This window comes from Planomonospora alba, from assembly GCF_039534085.1.
GTDB classification, from domain to species: Bacteria; Actinomycetota; Actinomycetes; order Streptosporangiales; family Streptosporangiaceae; genus Planomonospora_B; species Planomonospora_B alba.
Genome location: NZ_BAAAUT010000032.1, coordinates 20,119 through 42,278 on the forward strand (window position 1 = coordinate 20,119; position 22,160 = coordinate 42,278).

Annotated in this window: 22 protein-coding genes and 1 tRNA gene; 14 read left to right on the forward strand and 9 right to left on the reverse strand. The window is 75.3% G+C overall.

What is annotated here, in order from left to right; translation table 11 throughout:
• Window positions 1–136 precede the first annotated feature (136 nt).
• Complete coding sequence (ftrA, locus tag ABD823_RS20010) at window positions 137–1,126, forward strand: transcriptional regulator FtrA (RefSeq protein WP_344861777.1); 990 nt, start codon at window positions 137–139, stop codon at window positions 1,124–1,126.
• 52 nt (window positions 1,127–1,178) lie between these two features.
• Here the strand turns inward: ftrA and ABD823_RS20015 are convergent, their stop codons facing one another.
• On the reverse strand, window positions 1,179–1,601 hold the full coding sequence (locus ABD823_RS20015) for a MerR family transcriptional regulator (RefSeq protein WP_344861779.1): 423 nt from the start codon (window positions 1,599–1,601) through the stop codon (window positions 1,179–1,181).
• Between the two features lie 60 nt (window positions 1,602–1,661).
• On the opposite strand from ABD823_RS20015, the gene ABD823_RS20020 reads away from it, so the two are divergent.
• Window positions 1,662–2,216 carry a class I SAM-dependent methyltransferase gene (locus ABD823_RS20020; RefSeq protein WP_344861781.1) on the forward strand — a complete coding sequence of 185 codons (555 nt, stop codon included), beginning with the start codon at window positions 1,662–1,664 and terminating at the stop codon, window positions 2,214–2,216.
• Window positions 2,217–2,358: 142 nt separating this feature from the next.
• On the forward strand, window positions 2,359–3,630 hold the full coding sequence (locus tag ABD823_RS20025; protein WP_344861783.1) for a serpin family protein: 1,272 nt from the start codon (window positions 2,359–2,361) through the stop codon (window positions 3,628–3,630).
• 43 nt (window positions 3,631–3,673) lie between these two features.
• On the opposite strand, the gene ABD823_RS20030 is transcribed toward ABD823_RS20025, so the two are convergent.
• Both ABD823_RS20030 and ABD823_RS20035 read right to left on the reverse strand, forming a co-directional pair.
• Window positions 3,674–4,507, reverse strand: a complete 834-nt coding sequence (locus ABD823_RS20030; RefSeq protein ID WP_344861785.1) for an SCO6745 family protein — start codon at window positions 4,505–4,507, stop codon at window positions 3,674–3,676.
• Between the two features lie 118 nt (window positions 4,508–4,625).
• Window positions 4,626–5,366, reverse strand: coding sequence for an SAM-dependent methyltransferase (locus ABD823_RS20035; RefSeq protein WP_344861787.1), 741 nt, complete (start codon window positions 5,364–5,366; stop codon window positions 4,626–4,628).
• Window positions 5,367–5,540: 174 nt separating this feature from the next.
• Here ABD823_RS20035 and ABD823_RS20040 point away from each other — a divergent pair, with 174 nt between their 5' ends.
• Entirely contained in the window at window positions 5,541–6,359 is an 819-nt protein-coding gene (locus ABD823_RS20040) for a MerR family transcriptional regulator (protein ID WP_344861789.1), read from the forward strand.
• On the opposite strand, the gene ABD823_RS20045 is transcribed toward ABD823_RS20040, so the two are convergent.
• Complete coding sequence (locus ABD823_RS20045; RefSeq protein WP_344861791.1) at window positions 6,346–7,296, reverse strand: diacylglycerol/lipid kinase family protein; 951 nt, start codon at window positions 7,294–7,296, stop codon at window positions 6,346–6,348. The genes ABD823_RS20040 and ABD823_RS20045 overlap by 14 nt on opposite strands.
• A gap of 304 nt (window positions 7,297–7,600) precedes the next feature.
• Between ABD823_RS20045 and ABD823_RS20050 the strand changes: the two genes are divergently transcribed.
• A complete protein-coding gene (locus ABD823_RS20050) occupies window positions 7,601–8,269 on the forward strand; it encodes an enoyl-CoA hydratase-related protein (protein ID WP_344861793.1) in 669 nt (222 codons plus the stop codon).
• A 22-nt stretch (window positions 8,270–8,291) separates the two neighbouring features.
• On the opposite strand, the gene ABD823_RS20055 is transcribed toward ABD823_RS20050, so the two are convergent.
• The gene (locus ABD823_RS20055) at window positions 8,292–8,678 is read right to left on the reverse strand and encodes a nuclear transport factor 2 family protein (protein ID WP_344861795.1); all 387 of its coding nucleotides are present in this window, start codon (window positions 8,676–8,678) and stop codon (window positions 8,292–8,294) included.
• Window positions 8,675–9,319, reverse strand: a complete 645-nt coding sequence (locus tag ABD823_RS20060) for a GNAT family N-acetyltransferase (RefSeq protein ID WP_344861797.1) — start codon at window positions 9,317–9,319, stop codon at window positions 8,675–8,677. The genes ABD823_RS20055 and ABD823_RS20060 overlap by 4 nt, the downstream gene beginning before the upstream one ends.
• 251 nt (window positions 9,320–9,570) lie before the next feature.
• Here ABD823_RS20060 and ABD823_RS20065 point away from each other — a divergent pair, with 251 nt between their 5' ends.
• The 7 genes from ABD823_RS20065 to ABD823_RS20095 all read left to right on the forward strand — a co-directional run bounded on the left by ABD823_RS20065 (window position 9,571) and on the right by ABD823_RS20095 (window position 17,135).
• Entirely contained in the window at window positions 9,571–10,494 is a 924-nt protein-coding gene (locus ABD823_RS20065) for an RNA polymerase sigma-70 factor (RefSeq protein WP_344861799.1), read from the forward strand.
• 114 nt (window positions 10,495–10,608) lie between these two features.
• Window positions 10,609–11,046 carry a S26 family signal peptidase gene (locus ABD823_RS20070; RefSeq protein ID WP_344861800.1) on the forward strand — a complete coding sequence of 146 codons (438 nt, stop codon included), beginning with the start codon at window positions 10,609–10,611 and terminating at the stop codon, window positions 11,044–11,046.
• Window positions 11,047–11,057: 11 nt separating this feature from the next.
• Entirely contained in the window at window positions 11,058–13,931 is a 2,874-nt protein-coding gene (locus ABD823_RS20075) for an AfsR/SARP family transcriptional regulator (RefSeq protein ID WP_344861801.1), read from the forward strand.
• 73 nt (window positions 13,932–14,004) lie between these two features.
• On the forward strand, window positions 14,005–14,199 hold the full coding sequence (locus ABD823_RS20080) for a hypothetical protein (RefSeq protein ID WP_344861802.1): 195 nt from the start codon (window positions 14,005–14,007) through the stop codon (window positions 14,197–14,199).
• 58 nt (window positions 14,200–14,257) lie between these two features.
• Window positions 14,258–14,779 (forward strand): MauE/DoxX family redox-associated membrane protein, encoded by a 522-nt coding sequence (locus ABD823_RS20085; RefSeq protein WP_344861803.1) that lies wholly within the window; start codon window positions 14,258–14,260, stop codon window positions 14,777–14,779.
• Window positions 14,780–14,793: 14 nt separating this feature from the next.
• Window positions 14,794–15,288 carry a TlpA family protein disulfide reductase gene (locus tag ABD823_RS20090; RefSeq protein ID WP_344861804.1) on the forward strand — a complete coding sequence of 165 codons (495 nt, stop codon included), beginning with the start codon at window positions 14,794–14,796 and terminating at the stop codon, window positions 15,286–15,288.
• Window positions 15,285–17,135, forward strand: coding sequence for an ABC transporter ATP-binding protein (locus ABD823_RS20095; RefSeq protein ID WP_344861805.1), 1,851 nt, complete (start codon window positions 15,285–15,287; stop codon window positions 17,133–17,135). The genes ABD823_RS20090 and ABD823_RS20095 overlap by 4 nt, the downstream gene beginning before the upstream one ends.
• 131 nt (window positions 17,136–17,266) lie before the next feature.
• On the opposite strand, the gene ABD823_RS20100 is transcribed toward ABD823_RS20095, so the two are convergent.
• Window positions 17,267–17,339: transfer RNA gene (locus ABD823_RS20100), tRNA-Ala, on the reverse strand.
• Between the two features lie 113 nt (window positions 17,340–17,452).
• On the opposite strand from ABD823_RS20100, the gene sigJ reads away from it, so the two are divergent.
• Complete coding sequence (gene sigJ / locus ABD823_RS20105; protein ID WP_344861806.1) at window positions 17,453–18,433, forward strand: RNA polymerase sigma factor SigJ; 981 nt, start codon at window positions 17,453–17,455, stop codon at window positions 18,431–18,433.
• 135 nt (window positions 18,434–18,568) lie between these two features.
• Here the strand turns inward: sigJ and tuf are convergent, their stop codons facing one another.
• On the reverse strand, window positions 18,569–19,768 hold the full coding sequence (gene tuf, locus ABD823_RS20110) for an elongation factor Tu (protein ID WP_344861807.1): 1,200 nt from the start codon (window positions 19,766–19,768) through the stop codon (window positions 18,569–18,571).
• Window positions 19,769–20,088: 320 nt separating this feature from the next.
• Here tuf and ABD823_RS20115 point away from each other — a divergent pair, with 320 nt between their 5' ends.
• Window positions 20,089–21,252: an NAD(P)-binding protein gene (locus ABD823_RS20115; protein ID WP_344861809.1), complete on the forward strand. Its 1,164-nt coding sequence runs from the start codon at window positions 20,089–20,091 to the stop codon at window positions 21,250–21,252.
• A gap of 12 nt (window positions 21,253–21,264) precedes the next feature.
• Here the strand turns inward: ABD823_RS20115 and ABD823_RS20120 are convergent, their stop codons facing one another.
• On the reverse strand, window positions 21,265–22,113 hold the full coding sequence (locus ABD823_RS20120) for an alanyl-tRNA editing protein (protein ID WP_344861811.1): 849 nt from the start codon (window positions 22,111–22,113) through the stop codon (window positions 21,265–21,267).
• Window positions 22,114–22,160: the final 47 nt, after the last annotated feature.

Genomic DNA, 22,160 nt, shown 5'->3' on the forward strand with positions numbered 1-22,160 from the left:
GGGCGTCCTTTCGCTCGTGCTCGGTGGCGTGCCCGCGGTCGCGGCCGGCCGCGACCGGGGCGGTCGGAACAGATCCTTCCGCTCCCCGGCCGCGCGCGACAGCGGCGTGAATGCCGCATGTCGCTAAGATCCCGCCATGACGCCCCTCCTCACCGCACCGGAGCGGCGGGCCGCCCGCCGTACGGTCTCCGTCCTCGCCGCCGACGGGATGTCGGTCTTCGAGCTGGGCTGCGTGGTGGAGATCTTCGGCATCCCCCGGCCCGAGCTGGACGTGCCCTGGTACGAGCTGGCCGTCTGCGCCGAGACGCCGGGGGTGGAGCTGCGGGTGGTGGGCGGGTTCGGCCTGCGGGCCGAGCACGGGCTCGACGTGCTGGCCGGAGCCGACACGGTGATCGTGCCGGGTGTGCCCGACGTGCGGGACGAGGTGCCGCGGGCGCTCGTCGCGGCCCTGCGGTCGGCGCACGGGCGGGGCGCCCGGATGGTGTCGATCTGCTCGGGGGCGTTCGCGCTGGCCGCGGCCGGGCTGCTGGACGGGCGGGAGGCGACCACCCACTGGAAGTACGCCGAGCTGCTGCAGCGGCGCTTCCCCCGCGTCCGGGTCGACCCCGACGTGCTCTACGTGGACGGCGGCGACGTGCTGACCAGCGCGGGCAGCGCGGCCGGGCTCGACCTGCTCATCCACCTCGTCCGCTCCGACCACGGGCCGGGGGTGGCCAACGCGGTCGCCCGCCGGCTGGTCGTGCCGCCACACCGGGACGGCGGCCAGGCGCAGTTCGTCCGGGCCGCCGTGGCCCCGGTGGAGGGCGACGACGCGGTCGCCGCCGCGATGGCGTGGGCCCTGGAGCACCTCGCCGGGCCGATCACGGTCGCCGCCCTGGCGAAGGCGGCGCACATGTCGGAGCGCACCTTCCTCAGGCGCTTCGCCGAGCGGACCGGGACCAGCCCGATCCGCTGGGTGGTCTCCCAGCGGATCGCGGCCAGCCTGCCTCTGCTGGAGTCCACCTCCGCCCCGGTGGAGGAGATCGCCGCCGCGGTCGGCTTCGACAGCCCGGCGACGTTCCGCCACCACTTCACCCGGGCGATGCGCACCTCGCCGTCGGCCTACCGCCGCACGTTCGCCGCCTGAGACCCCGCTTCCGCGGTCCCGCCGGGGCGGCGGGCCCGGTCGCCGGCGGCCCTCAGGCGGAGTCGCACGCCTCCCAGGTGGGACCGGCGGTGAGCATGCGCTGGAACTGCGGGCACTCGAAGACGTCCTCGTGCGGGCACTCCAGCACGTGCTCGATCGCCTCCAGCTCCGAGCGGAGCCGCTCCATCCGGCGGGCGAGCGCGTCCCGGTGCCGCACGAGGATCTCGCGCCTGCGCGTCCCGTCCCCGGCGGCCACGAGGTCGCGGATCTGCTCCAGCGAGGCCCCGGTCTCCTTGGCCCGCACGATCAGCGCGACCCGGGCGTCGTCCTCGGGGCCGTAGCGGCGGCGGCCGTTGGGCTGCCGGGCGGGGCTGAGCAGTCCCACCGCCTCCCAGTGGCGCAGCACGTGCGCGGCCAGGCCGTACCGGGCCGCCAGCTCGCCGATCCCCATGGCCGGAACGGTGCTTGACTTCATGTTCACATTAACTTGCAGAGTGAGGGAGGAGGTCAAACCCCGAGAGGAAGTGGTTGTCGCATGTCCTACTTCGAAGGCCGCAGCGGTGAGCGGTACGACCGCCGGGCGGCCCGGCTGAACCGGCCGCTGTTCCGCAGGATCTGCCGGGACCTCGCGGCCGTGGCCCCACGGGACGGCGCGGTCCTCGACGCCGGCACCGGCTCCGGCCACCTGCTCCTGGAACTCGCCCGGGTCCGTCCGGACCTCCGGCTGACCGGCGTGGACCTGTCGAAGGACATGATCGCGATCGGCCGCCGCCACGTGCGCGCCGCGGCGCTGGAGGACCGGATCACCCTGGACGTGGCCGACGTGGCCGAGCTGCCCTACCCGGACGACCGGTTCGACCTGGTCGTCTCGACGCTGAGCATGCACCACTGGGACCGGGTGGAGCGCGCCGTGGCCGAGTTCTCCCGGGTGCTGCGGCCGGAGGGGGCGCTGTGGGTCTACGACTTCCGGTTCGTCTCCGCCGGGAGGCTGGCGCAGGCCGTACGGGAGCGCTTCCCCGGCCGGACGATGCGGCGCACCCCGGTCCGCGCCCTGCTGCCGTTCCCCGTCTTCGCCGCGTACACGGTCTGAGCGCCGCAGCCGCAGCCGCAGCCGCAGCCGCAGCCGCGACCGTACCGCGCCCGCGCCCGCGCCCGCGCCGGTGAACCGTACGGCCGCCGCGCCCGCGCCCGCATCCGTGAACCGTACGGCCGCCGGGCACGTTGCAGAGGACATGCGCCGACGCACGCTCGCCATCGCCCTGCCCGCCCTGGCCGCCCTCGCGGCGGCGTGCCGCGCCTGCGGACCCGGACGCCGCCCGGCCCCCGGGCCGGTCACCGCGCGGGGGGCGGCACGGGAGTCCTACGCGGGACCGGAGCCGGGGCCTCCGGTGGCGAACCTCCAGCCGGGCCTGGCGGCCTTCGGCCACGCCCTGCTCGCCGCGGTCGCGGAGCCCGGTGCCAACACCGTGCTGTCCCCGCTGGGCATCGCCTACGCGTACGGCATGGCCCGGGCGGGCGCGGACCCGGCCACCGGGGCCGAGCTGGACGAGGTCTTCGGCTTCCCGCCGGAGGGGCCGCACGCGGCGTTCGGCACGCTGGCCCGGGTGGTCGCCGGGACCGGTGAGGTCCCCCCCGCCCCGGAGCGGGACGCGCCGCAGGACCCGGAACCCCCGGTCGTCCGCCTCGCCGGCGGCCTGTTCGCCGCCGGGGACCTGACCGTCCGGGAGGGGTTCCTGCGCGTGCTCACCGCCCGGTACGGCACCGGCGCGCACCGGGTGGACTTCGCCGCGGACGCCGCCGAGGTGATCAACGCCTGGGCCGGGGAGCGGACCGCCGGGCGGATCACGAAGGTCGTCGACCGGCTGGATCCCGGGACGCGGCTGGTCCTCGCGAGCGCCCTCTACCTGAGGGCCGGGTGGGCCGTGCCGTTCACCGACCCGCCCGAGCCCGGCGCCGCCTTCACCCGCGCCGACGGCACGGCGGTGCGCACGGACCTGATGCGCCTGGAGGCGGAGCTGCCCTACGCGAGCGGGCCCGGCTGGCAGGCCGTCGAGCTGGCCTACGCCGGCGGCGGGCTGGCCATGTGGGTCCTGCTGCCCGCGCCGGGCGGCGCCCCCGCCGACCGGCTGGCCCCGGGGGAGCTCACCCGGGTGCGCGACGGGATGAGGCCGACCCGGATCCGGCTCGCCCTGCCCCGCTGGGACTTCTCCACCGCGCTGGAGCTGGGGCCCGCGCTGGAGGGGCTCGGCCTGCGCGGCCGGGGCTACTCCGGCATCGCCGACGGCCTCGTCCTCGACCGGGCGGTCCACGGCGCGGACGTCACCGTGGACGAGTGGGGCACCGAGGCCGCGGCCGTCACCGGTCTGGCGTTCCGGCTCTCCGCTCCGCCGCCCGCCGAGGTGGAGGTCCGCGCGGACCGGCCGTTCGCCTTCGCGGTGCTCCACCGGCCGACGATGGTCCCGCTCTTCACCGGGCAGGTCGCCGATCCCGCCGCGACCGGCTGACCGCTCCGGTGGGAGCGGCCGGCCCGGACCCGGCTCGGGCAGGTCAGCCGCCGATGTTCAGCAGGCCCGCGTCGACCACCCGGCGGCCGAAGGCGCGGGCCAGCTCGGCCAGGCGGGCCAGCTCGCCGTCCGCGAGCGCGCCGTAGGCCGGGGCGGCCAGCTCGTCGGTGCGCTCCTCGATCCGCCGGCGCAGCGCCCGCCCCTCCCGGGTGAGCTCGTCGCCGGCCAGCAGCCCGCGCTCGCGCAGCGACTCCTCCGCCGCCAGCCACTCCTGCGCGGGCCAGGCCCGGCTGACCTTGAGGAAGACCGCCGGAGCGGTCCCCTCGGCTGCGTGCAGGACCAGCGCCTCCAGCGGGCCGACCCCCTCGGCGAGCAGGGTCGCGACGTGCCCGTCGCCCCGGAACTCGCGCAGCAGCGTCTGGGCGTGCCAGAGCTCCATCAGCGGGCCGGACGGCCACGGCAGCGTGGCGTGCGCGGCGAACAGCGGGCGGCCCTGGGGGTGCTCGCAGGCGCGCTCGGCCGCCCGCCTGGCCAGCGCGGCCGTCTCGGCCAGGCCGGGCAGCTCGTGGATCCCGGCCCGGCGCAGCGCGGCCTCGGCCGCCTCGTAGCGGGCCCGGAGCACCTCGGCGGGGGTCGTCTTCTCCCAGGCCGCCGGGAGCGAGGCACGCACGAGGTCGGGGCAGAAGTTGTAGAAGGTCGCGATGACGAGGTCGGGCGAGGCGGCGCCGAACGCCGCCGAACGGGAGGCGAAGTAGCCCGCCCGCTCACCGAGGCCCAGCGCGGCGTAGCGCTCGGCGGCCTCGCGGGCGAAGTAGATCATCGCGTGGACGGGCTCCAGGCGGCGCCAGGCCTGCCGGGCGAGCTGGACGTCGGTCATCCTGCCTCCAGGAGTCGGCGGAGCGGGCTCCTCCGGCCGGGGGCGCCGCACCCCGGACGGGCACAGCCTTGAACCGACCGGCCGGTATGTCGAACCTAACCTTACTCGCCGGTAACCGTCAACGGCGGCGCAGCACGAAGACGCCCCAGCCCAGGTAGCGCCGGCCGTACTCGACGTGGGAGCGGCGGGCGCGCTCCAGGAACGCGCGCATCTCCGCCGCGTCGGGGTCGCCGGGGTTGGCCCGCAGCCAGTCGCTCACCGTCCACCACTGGCTCGCCGCGTACCGGTCCCAGCTGTCGGGGTCGGCCAGGACCATCTCCAGCACCTCCGTCCCGGCCGCCTCGAACCGGTCGAACGTCCCGGCCAGCGAGGTGAAGTCGTCCGGCCCGAAGCCGAACGCCGCACGCGCCGCGGCGGGCGGCTCCTCGGTCCAGTACGGCTCGCCGACGAGGAGGATCCCGTCCTCGGCCAGCGCGGGGAGCATGAGCTTGACCGTCCCCTCCACCCCGCCGCCGATCCAGGTCGCGCCCAGGCAGGAGACCACGTCGAAGGCGCCCGGCTCGGCCCGGTAGGCTCCGGCGTCCCCCCGCTCGAAGCGGATCCGCCCGGCCACGCCGAGCTCCACGGCCCGCTCGTGCGCCGCGTCGAGGAAGACCTCGCTGATGTCGACGCCCACCCCCTCGATCCCGTGCTCGGCGGCCCACCGGCAGAGCATCTCGCCCTTGCCGCAGCACAGGTCGAGCAGGCGCATGCCGGGGCGGAGCCGGGCGACCTCGCCGAGCAGCGCCAGTTTCTCGTCGGTGAACGGGTTCAGGATGCGGTGACCGCCCTCGGCGATCTCATGGAAGCGCAGTGGCATGCCGCCATGCTGCCCGTTCCCCCGGCGCACACCAACCGGTTATCGCACCGGCCACCCGCCGCCCGCGTCCGCCGTCCGCCGCCCGCGTTACGGTGCGGACCGGACGCGGGCCCGGGACGGCGCCCCGGCGGCCTTGAGTCTGACACCGTGTCAGGCCCTACACCTGGAAGAGCCATGTTCACCATCGGAGACTTCGCCCAGCTCGGCCGCGTGTCGGTGCGGATGCTGCGCCACTACGACGCGCTCGGGCTGCTGCGGCCCGCCCACGTCGACCCGGCCAGCGGCTACCGCTACTACCAGGCCGCCCAGCTCTCGCGCCTCAACCGCATCATCGCGCTGAAGGACCTCGGCTTCACCCTGCAGCAGGTGGCCGCGATCCTCGACGAGCGGGTGAGCGCCGAGGAACTGCACGGCATGGTACGGCTGCGCCGCGCGGAGCTGGCGCAGCGGATCGCGGCCGACACCGCCCGGTTGCTCCGGGTGGAGGCGAGACTCCGCACGATCGAGAGGGAAGGGCGTATGAGCACCGAGGAAGTGCTGGTCAAGCGGGTCGCGCCGGTCCGCGTCGCGGAACTGTCCGCGGTGGCGGCCAGCTACGAGACCGAGGACGTCGGCCCGGTCATCCAGCCGCTCTACCACGAGCTGTGCGCGCGGCTGGAGCGCGCCGGGGTCGCGATCACCGGTCCGGGCGTCGCCTACTACGAGCCCGCGGAGGACGGCACGGTCGTCGTGCACGCCGGCATGCAGGTCGCGGTGGAGCCGCAGGAGGACTACGACTTCGCGGTCGTGGACCTGCCGGAGATCGGCACGGCCGCCACGGTCGTCCACCGGGGTCCGATGGAGGAGGTCGGCCCGACCTTCCAGGCCCTCGCCCACTGGGTCGAGGAGAACGGCCACCGGGCCGTCGGCCTCGCACGCGAGGTCTACCTCGACTGCCCGCCGGACGAGGCGCGCTGGGTGACGGAGCTGCAGATGGCGGTCACCCCGGCGTGACGCCGGGCTCCTCCGCGTCCCCGGCGTCACCGGCGTCCCCGGGTGCGGGGACGCGGAGGGTCAGGCCGCCGGGGACGACCTCGGCCCGCAGCTCGGTGACGGTGCCCTTGGCGCCGCCGTCGAGCTCGTAGGCCATGGGCGCGCCGAACTTGACGGTGATCCTCCTCGCCCGGGTCATCCGGACGAAGGGCGAGGAGTCGGAGCGCCCGACGCTCATCCGGCCGAGCGTGCGGGCCCACTGGACAGGCCCCTTCGCCGTGGTCACGCCGACCTCCAGCCAGCCGTCGTCCGGCCGCGCGTCGTCGAACGCCTCGATGCCGCCGGTGATCGTGCCGACGTTGCCGAACAGCACGCAGCTGGCCTCACCGTCGAACCACTTCGCCCCGTCGACCTTGATCTTCATCGGCACGAGGTCCCCGCGGACGTGCCGCAGGCCGGTCCAGAAGTAGGCCGCCCGGCCCATCCGCTCCTTCAGCCCCCGGTCGGCATCCTTGATCATCTCCGCGTCGAACCCGGCTCCGGCCATGACCGCGAAGTGCTCCCCGTTGACCCGGCCCAGGTCCAGTCGGCGCTCCCGCCCGTGGAAGGCGATCCGCACCGCCTCCGGCAGGTCCTCGGGGATGCCGAGGTTGCGGGCGAACATGTTGGCCGTACCGGCCGGGATGATGCCGACGGGCACCCCGGACTCCGCGGCCGCGTCCACGCACCGCTGCACCATGCCGTCGCCGCCCCACACCAGCAGCAGCCGGGCACCCGCCTTGAGCGCCTTCTTCACCTTCTTGGGCGCCTTCTTGCTCTTGGGCACCTCGTACCAGAGCAGTTCGCCCACGCCCTCGTCGGCCAGGAGCCGGCGCAGCTCGTCCAGTCCTCCGCCGAGCGACTTCTTCCGGTGGGCGACCACCGCGACCGTGCCGATCCGTGGCCGCTTCCGCAGCATGGCCGTCCTCCTGTCACCTACCGCCGCCGGGACGGCCGACGGCTTCCCGGAGCCGCGGGCTCCAAACGCGGGATCCGCGGCCGGTACGGCGTTCCCGGCCCGGGAGCCCAGGTGGGGGGGCGGGCAGGCGGGCCGTCTCCCGGTACGATGCCGATCAAGGTTACCGACCAGTAGCATGAGTGCCCACGCAGAACCCGTAGGTCCCGCCGGCCCCGTCCGGCGCGGGCCGCCCGCCGTACGGGGGACGGCGGCCCCGGCCACGCGCCGCGGCCGCGGCCCGACCGATCCTCGTGAAGGAGCCGCCATGCCCACGCTCGACCGCCAGGACGACGTCTTCGTCCTCGACCTCGGGGACACGGAGAACCGCTTCCACCCCGACTGGATCGCCTCCGTCAACGCCGCGCTGGACGAGGTGGAGAAGGCGGAGGGGGCACGGGCCCTGGTGACCGCCGCGACCGGCAAGTTCTTCTCCAACGGCCTGGACCTGGAGTGGCTGGGCGCCAACCCCGACCGGATGACCGGCTACGTCGCCGCCGTCCACGAGCTCTTCGCGCGGACGCTGAGCCTGCCGCTGGTCACCGTGGCGGCCCTGCAGGGGCACACCTTCGCGGCCGGCGCCATGTTCTCCCTGGCCCACGACTTCCGCGTGATGCGCGCCGACCGGGGTTTCTGGTGCCTGCCCGAGGCCGAGATCGACATCCCCTTCACCCCGGGCATGTCCGCGCTCATCCAGGCCCGGCTGGCCCCGCGGACCGCGCACGAGGCCATGACCACCGCCCGCCGCTACGGCGGCCACGACGCGCTCGCCGCCGGGATCGTCGACCACGCGGTGGACGAGGACGCCGTACGGCCGAGCGCCCTGGAGATCGCCCGCGCCCACGCGGCCAAGGCGGGCCGCACCCTCGGCACCATCAAGACCCGCATGTACGCGCCGGTCCTGGAGACGCTGCGGGACCAGGACGCCCCGCTCTAGCCGGGAGCCGCGCGCCGCGGCCTCACTCCAGCGGTCCCGCGAAGACCACGATCTCGTCGATGTCGCCGGCAGGCGTGACGTGCACCACGTCGACGCCCGACAGCAGGGGGTCGCCGTCACCGGTCTCGAAACGCCAGCCGAAGCGGGCCCACTCCTGCGGCGCGTCCACCCGTGTCGTGCGCACCATCCGGCACCGTCCCGCCGGGTGGTTGCGCACCACCTCGGTGATGAAGTCCTCCACCGCGCCGCGGCCGACGCCGCGCCCCAGCGGGCCCCAGAACACGACGTCCGCGGTGAGCGCCCTGCCGAGCAGCACGGCCCGCCGCTCCGGATCGTCGGTGTTGGCCGCGGCGATGAAGGCGTCGACCGCACGGGTGTGCGCCTGCTCCTGCGTCCGGATGTCCGTCATCCCAGATCCTCGCTTCCTGCGCCGCTCGTGGTGGGGGCCATCCGCCGGGCCGGGCCCCGGTGCGCGGCGGGGAGCCGGAACAGCACGTGGCGGCGGAGCCGGTGGCCGGGCGGCAGGGCGGGGTGGTCGAAGTCCTCGGCGGGGTCGCGGGTCATCCCCAGGCGCTCCATGACGGCGCGGGAGCGCAGGTTCGTGGTGGCGGTGAACGACACCACCTCGTCCAGGCCCAGGCGGTCGAAGGCGAAGTCGAGCGCGGCGGCGGCCGCCTCGGTGGCGTACCCCTTCCCCCAGGAGCGGCGGCCCAGCCGCCAGGCGACCTCCACGGCGGGCGTGAAGTGGGCCTCGAAGGCCGGCCGGTGCAGGCCGGTGAAGCCGATGAACTCACCGGTCGCGGAGACCTCCAGGGCCCAGCGGCCCCACCCCTGCCGCACGATCGCCTCGGCGGTCGCGGTGGCGAACGCGTCGCTCTCCTCCCGGCTGAGCGGGGCGGGGAAGTGCTCCATGACCTCCGGGTCGGCGTTGAGCTCGGCGAAGGGCTCCAGGTCCGAGGCGCGCCAGGGCCGCAGCAGGAGCCGCGCCGTGCGCAGCTCGACCGGTGACCCGTTCTCCCACGGGTCCCGATGGCCGGTATTCGCTGTCATTCAGGACAACCTACCGTGGTCCGCTCCGGCCTCCGGAGAGTCCGGGAACGGAGGGGGCCGCACGCACCGGGTGGCCGGAGATGTCACTGACAGGGTCGCTGTCTCGTCTAGAGCGGTGCAGGCGATCCTCGCTCAGGGAGTGGGCGATGGACCTCGCGTCGTCCGTGGCGCCGGACCCGGTCCGTCCCGCGGTTGCGGCGTTCGTCGCGGGGGGCCGCTTCGGCCCCCCGGCCCTTCGGAGGAGGAGCGGCATGAGCAGGACCGAGGAGTTCCAGGAGCTGCGACCGCTGTTGTTCTCGATCGCCTACCGGATCCTGGGCAGCGTGAGCGAGGCCGAGGACGCGGTCCAGGAGACCTGGCTGCGCTTCGAGACCACCCCGGCCGAACCCAGGTCGGCCAAGGCGTTCCTGTCGGCGGCGGTGACCCGGATCTCGATCGACGTGCTGCGCTCGGCCCGCGTCCGGCGGGAGGAGTACGCCGGGCCGTGGCTCCCCGAGCCGCTGCTCACCGACCCTTACCAGGACCCGGAGCGGTCGGCGGAGCTGGCCGACTCGTTGTCGATGGCCGCACTGGTGCTGCTGGAGCGGCTGTCCCCGCTCGAACGGGCGGTCTTCGTGCTGCGGGAGGTGTTCGGCTTCGACTTCTCCGAGGTCGCGTCGGCCGTGGGGCGCTCGGAGGCGGCGTGCCGCCAGCTGGTGGTGCGGGCACGGCGCCATGTGGCCGCGGGCCGGCCCCGCTTCCAGGCGGACCGCGAAGAGCGGGAGGAGCTCGCGTCGCGGTTCTTCGACGCCCTCCGCGAAGGCGACGTCGCCGGCCTGCGGAACCTCCTGGCCGCCGACGTGTCGATGGTCGCCGACGGCGGCGGCAAGGCCCCGCAGCCGGCCAGGGCCGTCGCCGGCGCCCGGAACGTGGCCCGGCTGCTCGCCTCCGCCTTCCCCCGGATGGCCCTGGCCGGCGTGACGTTCGAGCAGCGCGAGGTCAACGGCCAGCCGGGCGCGGTCTTCCGCGACCGGGACGGCGGGGTGCTCCACACCCTGGCGCTCGACGTGCTCGACGGGCGGATCCAGACGATCCACTCGGTGATCAACCCCGACAAGCTCGGGCATGTGGGCCCGGTGGCCGACGCCTGGGCGATCGACCGCGAGGTGAGGCGGGCACGCCGGCCCGCGGGATGACGGTTCCCCGCGGGTGCGCCCCGGAGCGCGCCGTGCCTTGACAGGCGAACGCCCCACCGTAGATCGTTTCGCGGAAAGTCCCGCCCTTTCCGGGGCCGACCATTGGGGAAGTCCTTGAAACCGATCATCGGTGGGCTGGCGCTGGCGGCGGTGGCCGGTGCCCTGTGGGCGCGAAGACGCTACGTGGTGGTCACGGTCGAGGGGACGAGCATGGCCCCGACGCTGTCCGACGGCGATCGGGTTCTGGTGCGCAGACTCCGGATCGACCGGGTCAGGGCGGGTGACGTGGTCGTCCTCGAACCGCCGTTCACCCCCGCGGAGCTCGGATCGCAGGGCCCGGACGGCACGCGGTGGAACATCAAGCGCGCCGTCGCGCTGCCCGGAGACCCGGTGCCGCCGGGGATCGGCGGCGGCGCGGCCCGGGTGCCCGAGGGCGCGCTGGTCGTCCTGGGTGACAACGCCGACAGCGTCGACTCCCGGCAGCGCGGGTTCTTCGACGCCGACCGCCTGCTCGGCGTCGCCCTGCGCCGGTTGGGCGGATCACCGCTGTAGGCGGACGCGTCGTGCGGTTTCGGCTTCTCGGCCCGCTGCGGATCCAGGTCGGCGGATCGCCGGTCAGGATCACGGCGCCCAAGCAGCGCACCGTCCTGGCCATGCTGCTGGTCCGGGCGGGTCATGTCGTCCCGGCCAGGTCGCTGGTGGCGGAGGTGTGGGACGACCGGCCGCCCCGCTCGGCGGCGGCGAACCTGCGCACCTACCTCATGCAGCTGCGCAGGCTGCTGCCGGAGGAGGACCGGCTGGTCACCTCGGACGCCGGATACCTGCTGCGGGCGGGACCGGAGGAGCTCGACCTCCTCGAGTTCGAGGCGCTGTCCGCGCGCGGCCGCCGAGCGCTGGCCAGGCGCGACCTGAGCACCGCGGAGGAGTCCTTCGCCCGGGCCCTGCAGCTGTGGGACGGGCCGGTGGCCGAGGACGTGCCGCCGGGGCCCACCCTGCGCGAGGTGGCCGCCCGCCTCACCGACCACTACCTGAGCGTGGTGGAAGAGCACGCGGACCTCCAGCTCGCGCTCGGCAGGAACGCGGCGGCGGCCGCGCGGCTGCGCGAGGTGATCGGGAGACATCCGCTGCGGGAACGGCTGCACGGCCGGCTCATGGTGGCCCTGTACCGCGGCGGCGACGCGGCCGGCGCGCTGGACGCGTTCGGGGCCGCCCGCCGGGTCCTGGCCGACGAACTGGGCATCGATCCCGGGCCGGAGCTGCGCCGGCTGCACCAGGCGATCCTGCGCAGGGACACCGACCTGCCGGTGGCCGACCGCGTCGCCGCCGCCGTCCCCGTCGGCGGCGGGCACCCGCGTCCGCGCCTGCTCCCCCGGGCCCCCACGGTGTTCGTGGGCCGCTCGGCCGAGCTGGCCCGGCTGCGCGCCGTCCTGCACGGCGCGGCGGACCCGCCGGTGGTGACGCTGCACGGTCCCGGCGGCGCGGGCAAGTCGGTGCTCGCCCTGAAGGCGGCGCACGGCGCGGCCGACCGCTATCCCGACGGCCAGCTGTACGTGGACCTCCAGGGGTCCACCCCCGGCCTCGCCGCGTTGCGGCCGGCCGAGGTGCTCGGCCGTTTCCTGCGCGCGCTGGGGGTGCCGCCCGGCGTCGTCCCGGCGGTGCCTGCCGAGGCGGCCACCCGCTACCAGTCGCTGCTGGCCGACCGGCGGGTCCTCGTCGTCCTCGACAACGCCGTCGGCGCCGCCCAGGTGGCGCCGTTGCTGCCGGCGGGCGGCGGCTGCGCGGTGCTGATCACCAGCCGCGCCCCGCTGACCACCGTCGACGCCGTGCCCGTCGCCGTCGGCATGTTCGACGAGGCGGAGTCGGTGCGCCTGCTGGAGTCGCTGACCGGTCCGGAGCGGGTGGCCGCCGAGGCGGGGGCGGCCGTGGAGATCGCCCGCTGGTGCGGCCACCACCCGCTGGCGCTGCGCGTCGCCGGCGCCCGGCTGGCGGCCCGCCCCGACTGGTCCCTCGCCCGGTTCGCCGAACGGCTGGCCGACCGGCAGCGGCGGTTGGACGAGCTCCAGACGGCCGATCTGCGGGTGCGGACCTGCTTCGAGGTCGGGTACGGGACGCTGACGAGCACCGCGAAGGCGACCTTCCGCATGCTCGGCGTCCTGGAGGTGCCCGAGGCCGGGGTGGAGACCACCGCCGCGCTGACCGATGCCGACGAGACGACGGCGGAGGCCGCGCTCGACGAGCTGACCGAGGCGCGGCTGCTCGAACCGGTCGGCGGCGGCCGGTTCCGCATGCACGATCTGCTGCGGCTCTTCGCCGCGGAGCTGACCGTCCTCCACGACACGCCGCAGGAGCGCGCGCGGGCGGTCGGGCGGGCCCTGGACCGGTACCTCGACCGCTGCCGCCGCCTCCAGGGTCTGCTCCAGCCGCACCTGGTGTCCTCCGGAGGGGACGCCTCCCCGCCCGGTGCGGACCCGCAGGGCCTCGCCGCCGCGGTGCGGTGGCTGGACACGGAGCTGCCCTGCCTGGTGGCGGCGGCCGTACAGGCGGAGAAGAGCGGACGGAGCGGCTTCGCCGCCGAACTGATGAACCTGATCAGGGCCGTCATGATGAAGAACGGCTACTGGCGGGAGCTGGAGACCGTCGCGCGGCTCGCCATCGAGGTCGCGCGGCGGGACGGCGACCGCGCCGCGGAGGCGTCCACGCTGGCGACGCTGGGACTGGTGGAGTGGAGGTCCGGCCGGACCGAGGCCGCGCACGACGCCCTGAGCCGGGCGCTCGGCCTCTGGCGTGACGTGGGCGATCCGGGACAGGAGGGGATGGCGCTGCACAACCTCGGCTGGTTGTGCATGCAGACCGGAGACCTCGACGCGGCCCTCGGCCACATCGGCGCGGGCTTGCTGGTCCTCGAGACGCACGGGTCGAACCGCGTCGGGCTGGTCGCGCACAACCTGGGCGAGGTCCTGCTCCGGCTGGGCCGGTACGCCGAGGCGGTGGACCGCTTCGAACGGTGCCTGTCCATCCGGCGGGCCGATCGCGACCTGTACGGCGAGAGCATCACGCTGGCCGGGCTCGGCCGCGCCCACTGCCTGCTCGACCAGTGGGACGAGGCGCTGGAGGTGCTGGCGGAGGCGCTGGCCCGCTGCGAGGAGGTCGGCAACCGGGAGGACCAGTGGGAGGTGCTGCTCAGCAGGTCCGAGATCCATCTGCGGCGGGGCGATCCCGCCGCGGCCGCAGCGGACCTGGGCCGCGCCCTCGAACTGGCCGCCAGGACCGGTGACGCGTACGGCCGCGCCGCCTGCCTCCGCCAGCTCTCCAGAGCACGGGCGGCCCTCGGCGACCCGTGCGCCGAGGCGGACGCCGCCGAGGCCGCGGAGCTCCTCTCCGATCCGGCGACGCGGCCCGACCCGGTGCTGGAAAGGCTGCTCACCACCCGGCTGTAGCGCGGCTGTACGGGGTGCTGTACGCCCCTCGCATAGTTTCGGCTGACCGCATCGCTACGAAAGGAGTGAATCCATGAATGCCGTTCTCAGCAGGCTCGGCGATCGGATTCTCGACCGGCTGGTCCCCAAGGCGTCCGCGAAGGCGGCCGCGGAGTGGTACGTCCACTGCTACTGCAGGGAGCGCTCCGATTTCCGGAAGCTCTGCACCACCGCCGGTGGAAAGACCCGCTGCGGGGCCTGCTACGCGTTCAGGATCTGCGGCGCCTAGGTAGGACACGCGGGTCTGGCGGCGGTGCCCGCCGCCAGACCCGGTGCGAGGTGGAGACGTGCTGTATCTCATGATCACGTGCCGGGCCCTGCTGGCCGTCGTCTTCGCGGTCGCGGTCGCGGGGAAGGTCCGCGGCCGCGCGGCGTTCGGCGAGTTCGTGTCCTCCATCGCGGTCCTCGGCGTTCTCCCGCGACGGGCGTCCGCGGCGGCCGCGTACGCGCTGACGGCCGCCGAGGCTGCGGCCGTCCTCCTGCTGGCGTGGCCGCCGGCCGTACCCGTGGGGTTCGCGGCCGCCGTGGGGACGCTCGCCGTCCTGACCGGCGGCGTCCTCGCCGCGCTGCGCCGGGGGCGGCGGGTGCCGTGCCGGTGTTTCGGCGCCTCCGCCGCGCCGCTCGGCCGGGTGCACGTGGTGCGCAACCTCGTCCTGGCCGCCCTCGGCTGCGCCGGGCTCGCCGCCTGGGCCGCCGCCGGCGCGTCCGCGCCGCATCCGGCCGGTGTCGCCCTGGCGATCGCCGCGGCCGGCGTGGGTGCGCTGCTCGTGGTGCGCCTCGACGACCTGATGGAGCTGTTCACCGTCTGAAGTGAGGATGACCGATGCCTTTCCTGGTCGCCGCCGTCGTGTTCTTCGGCCTGCTGTGCCTGCTCAACCTGCTTGTCACCCTGGGTCTGCTCCGCCGGCTCCGTGAGCACGCCGCCGAGCTGGAGCGCCTGTCCGGGCGTTCGGCGTTCATGCCGTACGACCCCGGCGTGCTGGTCGGCCGTACGCTGCCGGAGGCCGCGGCGGGTGCGCGCCTGGTGGGCTTCTTCGACGTCGGCTGCGACACGTGTCACGAGCGCGCGCCGCAGTTCGCCGAGGCGGCGGAGGGGCAGCCCGCCCTGGCGGTCGTCAACGGCGACGGCGCGAAGGCCGGCGAGCTCGCCGCCGTGGTCGGCGGCGTGTCGAGTGTGATCACGGGCGAGGAGGCCGGCCGTCTCACGCACGCCCTGGGCGTGGAGGCGTTCCCCACGTTCCTGCGGGCCGACCCGGAGGGCAGGGTCGTGGCCGCGGACACGGAGCTCGCCGGGCTCGCCGCCGCGACGACGGCATGACCGCGGGAGGGGTGCGCCGGGCCGCCGCCCTGGGGTCGCTGTGCCTGCGCGCGGGACCCGCGCTGGCGGCGTCCCAGCTGGCGGTCACCGTCGTGGCCGGACTGCTGCCCACGGGTACCGTGTGGGTGACCAAGCTGCTCGTCGACGGGCTGGTGGCGGGCCCCGCGGACCGGGTGCCGGCACCGGTCGCCGGGCTCGTCGCGCTGGGGCTGGCGGCCGGGGTGCTGCCGCACGTCACCGCCTATCTGCGGGCCGAGTCGGACCGCCGGCTCGACCTTCTGCTGCAGGACCGCCTGTACACGAGGGTGAACGGATTCCAGGGACTGTCGCGGTTCGAGGATCCGGCCTTCCTCGACGAGCTGCGGATGGCCGCCCAGGCCACCGGCGGCGCGATGGGCCCGGTCACCTCGGGCCTGTTCGATCTCTGCCGCAACGTCATCACCCTGATCGGGCTCCTCGGCGCGCTGGCCGTGATGAGCCCCCTGATGGCCGGGCTGGTGGCCGTCGCGGCGCTGCCCGTCCTGGCCGCCAGGATGTCCCTGGAGAAGCGGCGGGTCAAGATGATCGCCGGGCAGTCGGCGGCGGCCCGGCGGCAGATCTTCTACTCCTCGCTGATCACCGACGTGGAGGCCGCCAAGGAGGTGCGGCTCTTCGGGCTCGGCGACTTCCTCCGGCGCCGGGTCATCGGCGAGCTCACCTCGATGCAGGCGGCCGAGCGGCGGCTGGACGGGCGGGAGGCGCTCACGCAGTCGGCGCTGGCGGCGCTGTCCGCCCTGGTCAGCGGCGCGGGACTGGTCTGGGCGGTGCACCTGGCCCTGACCGGGCGGCTGACGCTGGGCGACGTCACGGCCTTCGCCGCCGCCGTGGCCGGCACCCAGGCCGCCCTGGTGGCGACCGTGGAGAACGCGGCCAACGCGAGCCACGCACTGCTCCTGTTCGATCACCACGAGCGGGTGATGTCGCTCTCCGACGACCTCCCTTCACCGCGCGGGCCGGTCGCGCTGCCCGCCCTCCGGCGCGGCATCGAGCTCCGCGACGTGTGGTTCCGGTACGGCGAGAGCCATCCGTGGGTGCTGCGCGGCGTCGACCTGACGATCCCCTGCGGCGCGTCGGTCGCGCTGGTGGGGCTCAACGGGGCGGGGAAGAGCACGCTGATCAAACTGCTGTGCCGCTTCTACGACCCGTCCCGCGGGGTGATCCTCTGGGACGGCGTGGACATCCGCGACGTGCCTCCGGCCGAGCTGCGCGCCAGGATGGGCGTGCTCTTCCAGGACTACATGAGCTACGACCTCACCGCAGCGGAGAACATCGGCGTCGGCGAGGTCGAGGCGATGTCCGACCGGGCCAGGATCGAGAACGCCGCCGAGCTGTCCGGGGCCGACCAGGTCGTGCGGGCCCTGCCGCAGGGATACGACACGTTGCTGAGCCGGATCTTCCTCGGCCCGGAGGACGACGCCGGGGTGGTGCTCTCCGGAGGCCAGTGGCAGCGGGTGGCCCTGGCCCGCGCGCTGGTGCGCGGGCACCGCGACCTGCTCGTCCTCGACGAGCCCAGCTCGGGGCTCGACGCGCAGGCCGAGCACGAGGTGCACCGGCGGCTGCGCGAGCACCGGGCGGGACGCACCAGCCTGCTCGTCACGCACCGGCTCGGCGCGATCCGGGACGCCGACCTCATCGTGGTGCTCCGCGACGGGAGGATCGTCGAGCGGGGAACCCACGACGACCTCGTCGCCGCGGGCGGCGGCTACGCCCGTCTCTTCGAGACCCAGGCCAGCGGCTACCGCGTCGACGCCCGGACTCCGGCCGCGCACCGCGGGACCGGGCGGGATCGCGCACCGCTGAACCGGTGAGGACGGGGCCGCCGGGCCACGGCTGCGCGGGGCGGGCGCACCGGCCCGGAGAACGACGAGATCCCGCCCGATCGGGTGATCGGACGGGATCTCGTCAATCCTCTTCGGGCCGTTTCGGCGACGGCCCCGCGTGGAGCTATGGGGATTCGAACCCCAGACCTCTTCCATGCCATGGAAGCGCGCTACCAACTGCGCCATAGCCCCTTGCGACGCAGAGAAATACTAGCCCACTCCGGACCCGCCTCGCGCCACCGTCTCCCGGCGGGGAAGATGCCGGGCATGTCACGCGGGAGCGGCCGTGGTACGTCTGTGTGTTCATGGCCGTCGAACGCTTCGAGGAACACCGCGACCTGCTGACCGGCGTCGCCTACCGGATCCTGGGCACCGTCGCGGACGCCGAGGACGTCGTCCAGGAGGCGTGGCTGCGCTGGTCCGGCACGGACACCTCCGCCGTCGAGGACGACCGGGCCTACCTGATCCGGGTCACCACCCGCCTGTCCATCGACCGGCTCCGGCGGATCAGGGCCCGCCGGGAGTCCTATGTCGGAGCGTGGCTGCCCGAGCCGGTGACCGCCGACCCGGCGGGACGGGTGCCCGACGTGGCCGAGCGGGTGGAGCTGACCACGTCGGTGGAGCTGGCGCTGCTGGTGGTGCTGGAGACGCTCTCGCCGCTGGAGCGCGCGGTGTTCGTGCTCCGGGAGGCGTTCGGCCTGCCGTACGCGGACATCGGCGAGGCGATCGGCCGCTCCGAGGCGACGGTCCGCCAGCTCGCGCACCGGGCCAGACGGCACGTCGGCGAGCGGCGGCCGAGGTTCGACGCGGACCGGGCGAGCCGGCGCCGGATCACCGAGCGCTTCATCGGCGCGTGCGTCGACGGCGACCTCGACGGGCTGGTCGCGATGCTCGCCGGCGACGCCACGCTGGTGGCCGACGGCGGCGGCAGGGCGAGGGCCCCGCTGCGGGCCGTCGAGGGCCCCCTCAAGATCGCGCGCCTCCTCACCGCGATCGCCACCGACGCGGGCGCCCGGCGGTTCCTGGACTCCCTGGGCGTGCGGGCGCCGGACGGCATCGCGGTGGAGTTCACCGACGTGAACGGCGCCCCGGCCGCCGTGGCGACCGCCGGCGGGCGGCCCATCACGGTGTTCTCCCTCCTCCTCCGCGACGGCCTGGTCGGGACGGTCTACCTGATCTCCAATCCGGAGAAGCTGTCCCGTCTCTCCCTCCCCGGGGACCACCGGCCGTCCCGGGGCTCCGGCGGGCGGGCCCGGCCGCCGCTCGGTCCTCCCCGGCCCGCGTGACGGACCGGAGGGGACCGGGCGGCCCGCAGGCCGCTCCAGGGAACGCCCGCGAAGGGTGCGGGCCCGCCCCGAGCGCTCGGCCGGGCACCGCCGGCCCCGGAGGATCGGCCGGGCACCGCCGAGCCGCCGGAGCGCTCAGCCGGGCACCGCGACGACCGTCCCCGCGCCCACGGTCCGGCCGCCCTCACGGATCGCGAAGCCGAGCCCGGCCTCCAGCGCGACCGGCCTGCCGAGCTCGACGGTCACCTCGACCGTCTCCCCCGGCAGCGCGCTCGGCGTCCCGTGCAGCTCCATCCGGCCCGGCACGTCCGCCGTGCGGAGGTAGAACTGCGGCCGGTACCCGGTCGCGACCGCCGTGCTCCGCCCGCCCTCGGCGGCCGCCAGCAGGTAGACCCGGGCGGTGAAGCGTTGGTGCGCCGTCTGGCTGCCGACGGCGGCCAGCACCTGGCCGCGCCGCACCTGGTCGCGGCGGATCCCGCGCAGCAGCAGCGCGGCGTTGTCACCGGCCTCGCCCCGCTCCATGGTCTTGCCGAAGGTCTCCACCCCGGTCACCACCGCGGTGAAGCCCTCGCCGAGGCCGACGGCCTGGACGGTGTCGCCGACCCCGACCGTGCCGCGCTCGATCGCCCCGGTGACCACGGTGCCCCGCCCGGTGACGGTGAGCGCGTTCTCCACCGGCAGCAGGAACGGCGCGTCGGTGTAGCGGACCGGCACCGGCACGTGGTCGTCGACCGCCTGCAGCAGCCGCCCGACGGAGGCCGTCCACTCGGGGTCGCCCTCCAGCGCCCGCAGGCCGGAGACCCGAACCACGGGCGAGCCGGGGTAGCCGTGCTCGTCGAGCAGCTCCCGCAGCTCCAGCTCGACGAGGTCGGCGAGCTCGGGGTCGGCGCCGTCGGCCTTGTTGAGCGCGACGACGACGTGCTCGACCCCGACCCGCCGCGCGAGCAGCACGTGCTCGCGGGTCTGCGGCATGATCCCGTCCAGCGCGGAGACCACCAGGATGGCCCCGTCGAGCTGCGCCGCCCCCGTGATCATGTTCTTCACGTAGTCGGCGTGGCCCGGCATGTCCACGTGGGCGTAGTGCCGCGTGGCGGTCTCGTACTCGACGTGGGAGATGTTGATGGTGATGCCCCGGGCCGCCTCCTCGGGCGCCCGGTCGATCCGCTCGAACGGCACGTACTCGGCGCCGCCCCGGTCGCCGAGCACCTTGGTGATCGCCGCGGTGAGCGTGGTCTTGCCGTGGTCGACGTGCCCCATCGTGCCGATGTTGAGGTGCGGCTTGGTGCGCGTGTAGACCTTCTTGGACCCTGTGGTCCGGTCGGCCCTGCCGGCCATGTTCCCTTCCTTCGCTGCTCGTCTCCCCGGTGACCCGCGCGTACGGCCGACCCCTCCCCGCCGGGTCACCCGGACTCACGGGAAGAGGTCAGCGCTCCGCGCCGCCGAGGGGCATCGAGGCACGCGCCGCGGCGCCCGCGGTGGCGGGCGCTGCGAGGAGGGCGTGCCGGAACATGCCTGCCATGCTCCGGTACGGCGCCGCGTCCCGGCAAACGGTTTTCCGCCGCCCTCCTCCCGGCTCCCCGGTTCCACCGCCCTCCCCGGAGGCCGGACGCGACGCCGGATGTCACGGACGACCGCCGCCGGTGCGTCGTGAGGGCATGAGACGAGAGATCACAGTCATCGGGGGCGGGCTCGCCGGGCTCACCGCGGCCATCGCGTGCGCCGAGGGCGGCGCGCGGGTCACCCTCCACGAGGCCCACCGGTCCCTCGGTGGCCGGGCCCGCTCCTCCGCGGCGCCGTACATCGTCAACGACGGACCGCACGTGTTCTACTCCGACGGTGCGCCGTGGCGCTGGATGGCGGCCCGCGGGCTGGTCCAGCCGTTCCGCAGGCCGACGCTCGGCGAGCTCGCCCGCGTGCGCTTCCGGCACGGCGGCCGCCTCGCCCTGACGCCGCCCTGGCCGCTGGTGAGCGCGCTGACCAAGCGGAAGGCGGCGGCCCCGGTGGAGCGGGACTTCCGCACCTGGGCCGCGGAGCGCTTCGGCGAGGAGGCGATGCGGGCGGCCTGCGGGCTCGTCGGCGTCATCACCTTCGACGCCGACCCGGGGCGGCTGTCGGCCGCCTTCGTCTGGGAACGGGTGCTGCGGGCCGCCGCCCCGCAGTACCCGGCTCCCCGCTACGTCGTCGGCGGCTGGCAGCGGGTGATCGACCGGATGGCCGCCCGCGCGCGGGGGCTCGGCGTGCGGATCGAGACCGGCTCGCGGGTGGACCGCCTCCCGGAGGACACCCCGGTGATCATCGCCACCTCGCTGGAGGCGGCCGGGAACCTGCTCGGGGACGGGTCGCTGCGCTGGGAGAGCGGCCGGGCCGTCCTGCTGGACCTGGGCCTCGTGCGCGGCCCCCGGGACGCCTTCGCCGTCTTCGACCTGGACGAGGGCGGGTTCGCCGAGCAGTACGGCCTGGTGGACCGCACGCTCGCCCCCGCCGGGCACACGCTCGCCCAGCTGCAGATGCCGCTGCGGGCGGGCGAGTCGAAGGCCGGGGGGCTCGCCCGGCTGGAGCGCCTGGCCGATCGCGCCCTGCCCCGCTGGCGGGAGCGCACGGTCTGGCGGCGGGAGGCGGTCGCCGGCGCCCGTACCGGCGCGCTGGACCTGCCCGGCACCTGCTGGCGGGACCGTCCGGCGATCGACCGGGGCGGCGGCGTCTGGCTGGCGGGCGACTCGGTCGCGGCCCCCGGCCTGCTCAGCGAGGTCTCCACGCACAGCGCGCTGGCCGCGGCGCGGTCCGCGCTGCGGGCGGTCGGCGCGCCCGCGCCCGCCTGACCGCCCCGGCCGTCAGCCGGTGGTGGTGCGCATGGTCAGCTCGGAGCCGTCGGCGGACAGCTCCAGCGCGACGGCGACCGCGCCGAGCTCGGAGGTGCGCGCCAGGTGCGTGCCGCCGCACGGGATGCTCGCCTCCCCGCCGGGCAGGCCGCAGTGCCAGGTACGGCGGGCGGTCAGCTCGGGCCCCGGGCTGTCGATCCAGACCGGGGCGTCGGCGGCGACCCACTCCTTGAGCAGTTCGCCCGCCCGCGCGGCGATCTCCGGGAGCTCCTCGGCGAGCCCGTCGGCGGTGAAGCCCTTGCGGCGCAGCGACTTGCCCAGGCGGTAGACGTCGCGGCTGCCGCCGGGCACGATCCGCGAGGCGGTGATGGCCGCCTGGTCGAAGTCGGGGTTGCCGAGCGCGTCGGCGGGGGCCTCCTTGCGCCAGCGCCCGGACAGCGCGGCGTTGAGCGCGAGGGCGGACAGGTGGCAGGCGGTGTGCCCGGCCGACAGGGAGCGGCGGACCCCCGGGTCCACCTCCAGCTCGACCTCGCCCTCCAGGGGCGCGTCGGTGACGTGCACCACCAGCCAGTGCCAGCCGGGGGTGCCCCGGCGCACGGGGATGTCCCCGCCGAGGTGGACGGTGTCCGTGCCGTGCTCCACGGCCCCGGTGACGCAGTCGCCCACCGGCCGCCCGGCGATCGTGCCGGTGTCGGCGGGCTGGTCCGGCCAGGTGTGGTCCAGCGGGTGGAAGGGGGTCTCGGCGACGACCACCCCGTACCGGTCCCCCACCGGCACGACCGCCGCCACCTCCGAGCGCCCCCGGGTCCCCCCGGCCGGATAGGTGACCCGTGTCGACGCCGTGAACTGAGTGGTCTGCATGATCTCCATGATGGCAGCCGGGGTCCGCGCCGCCCCCGAGGAGGCGC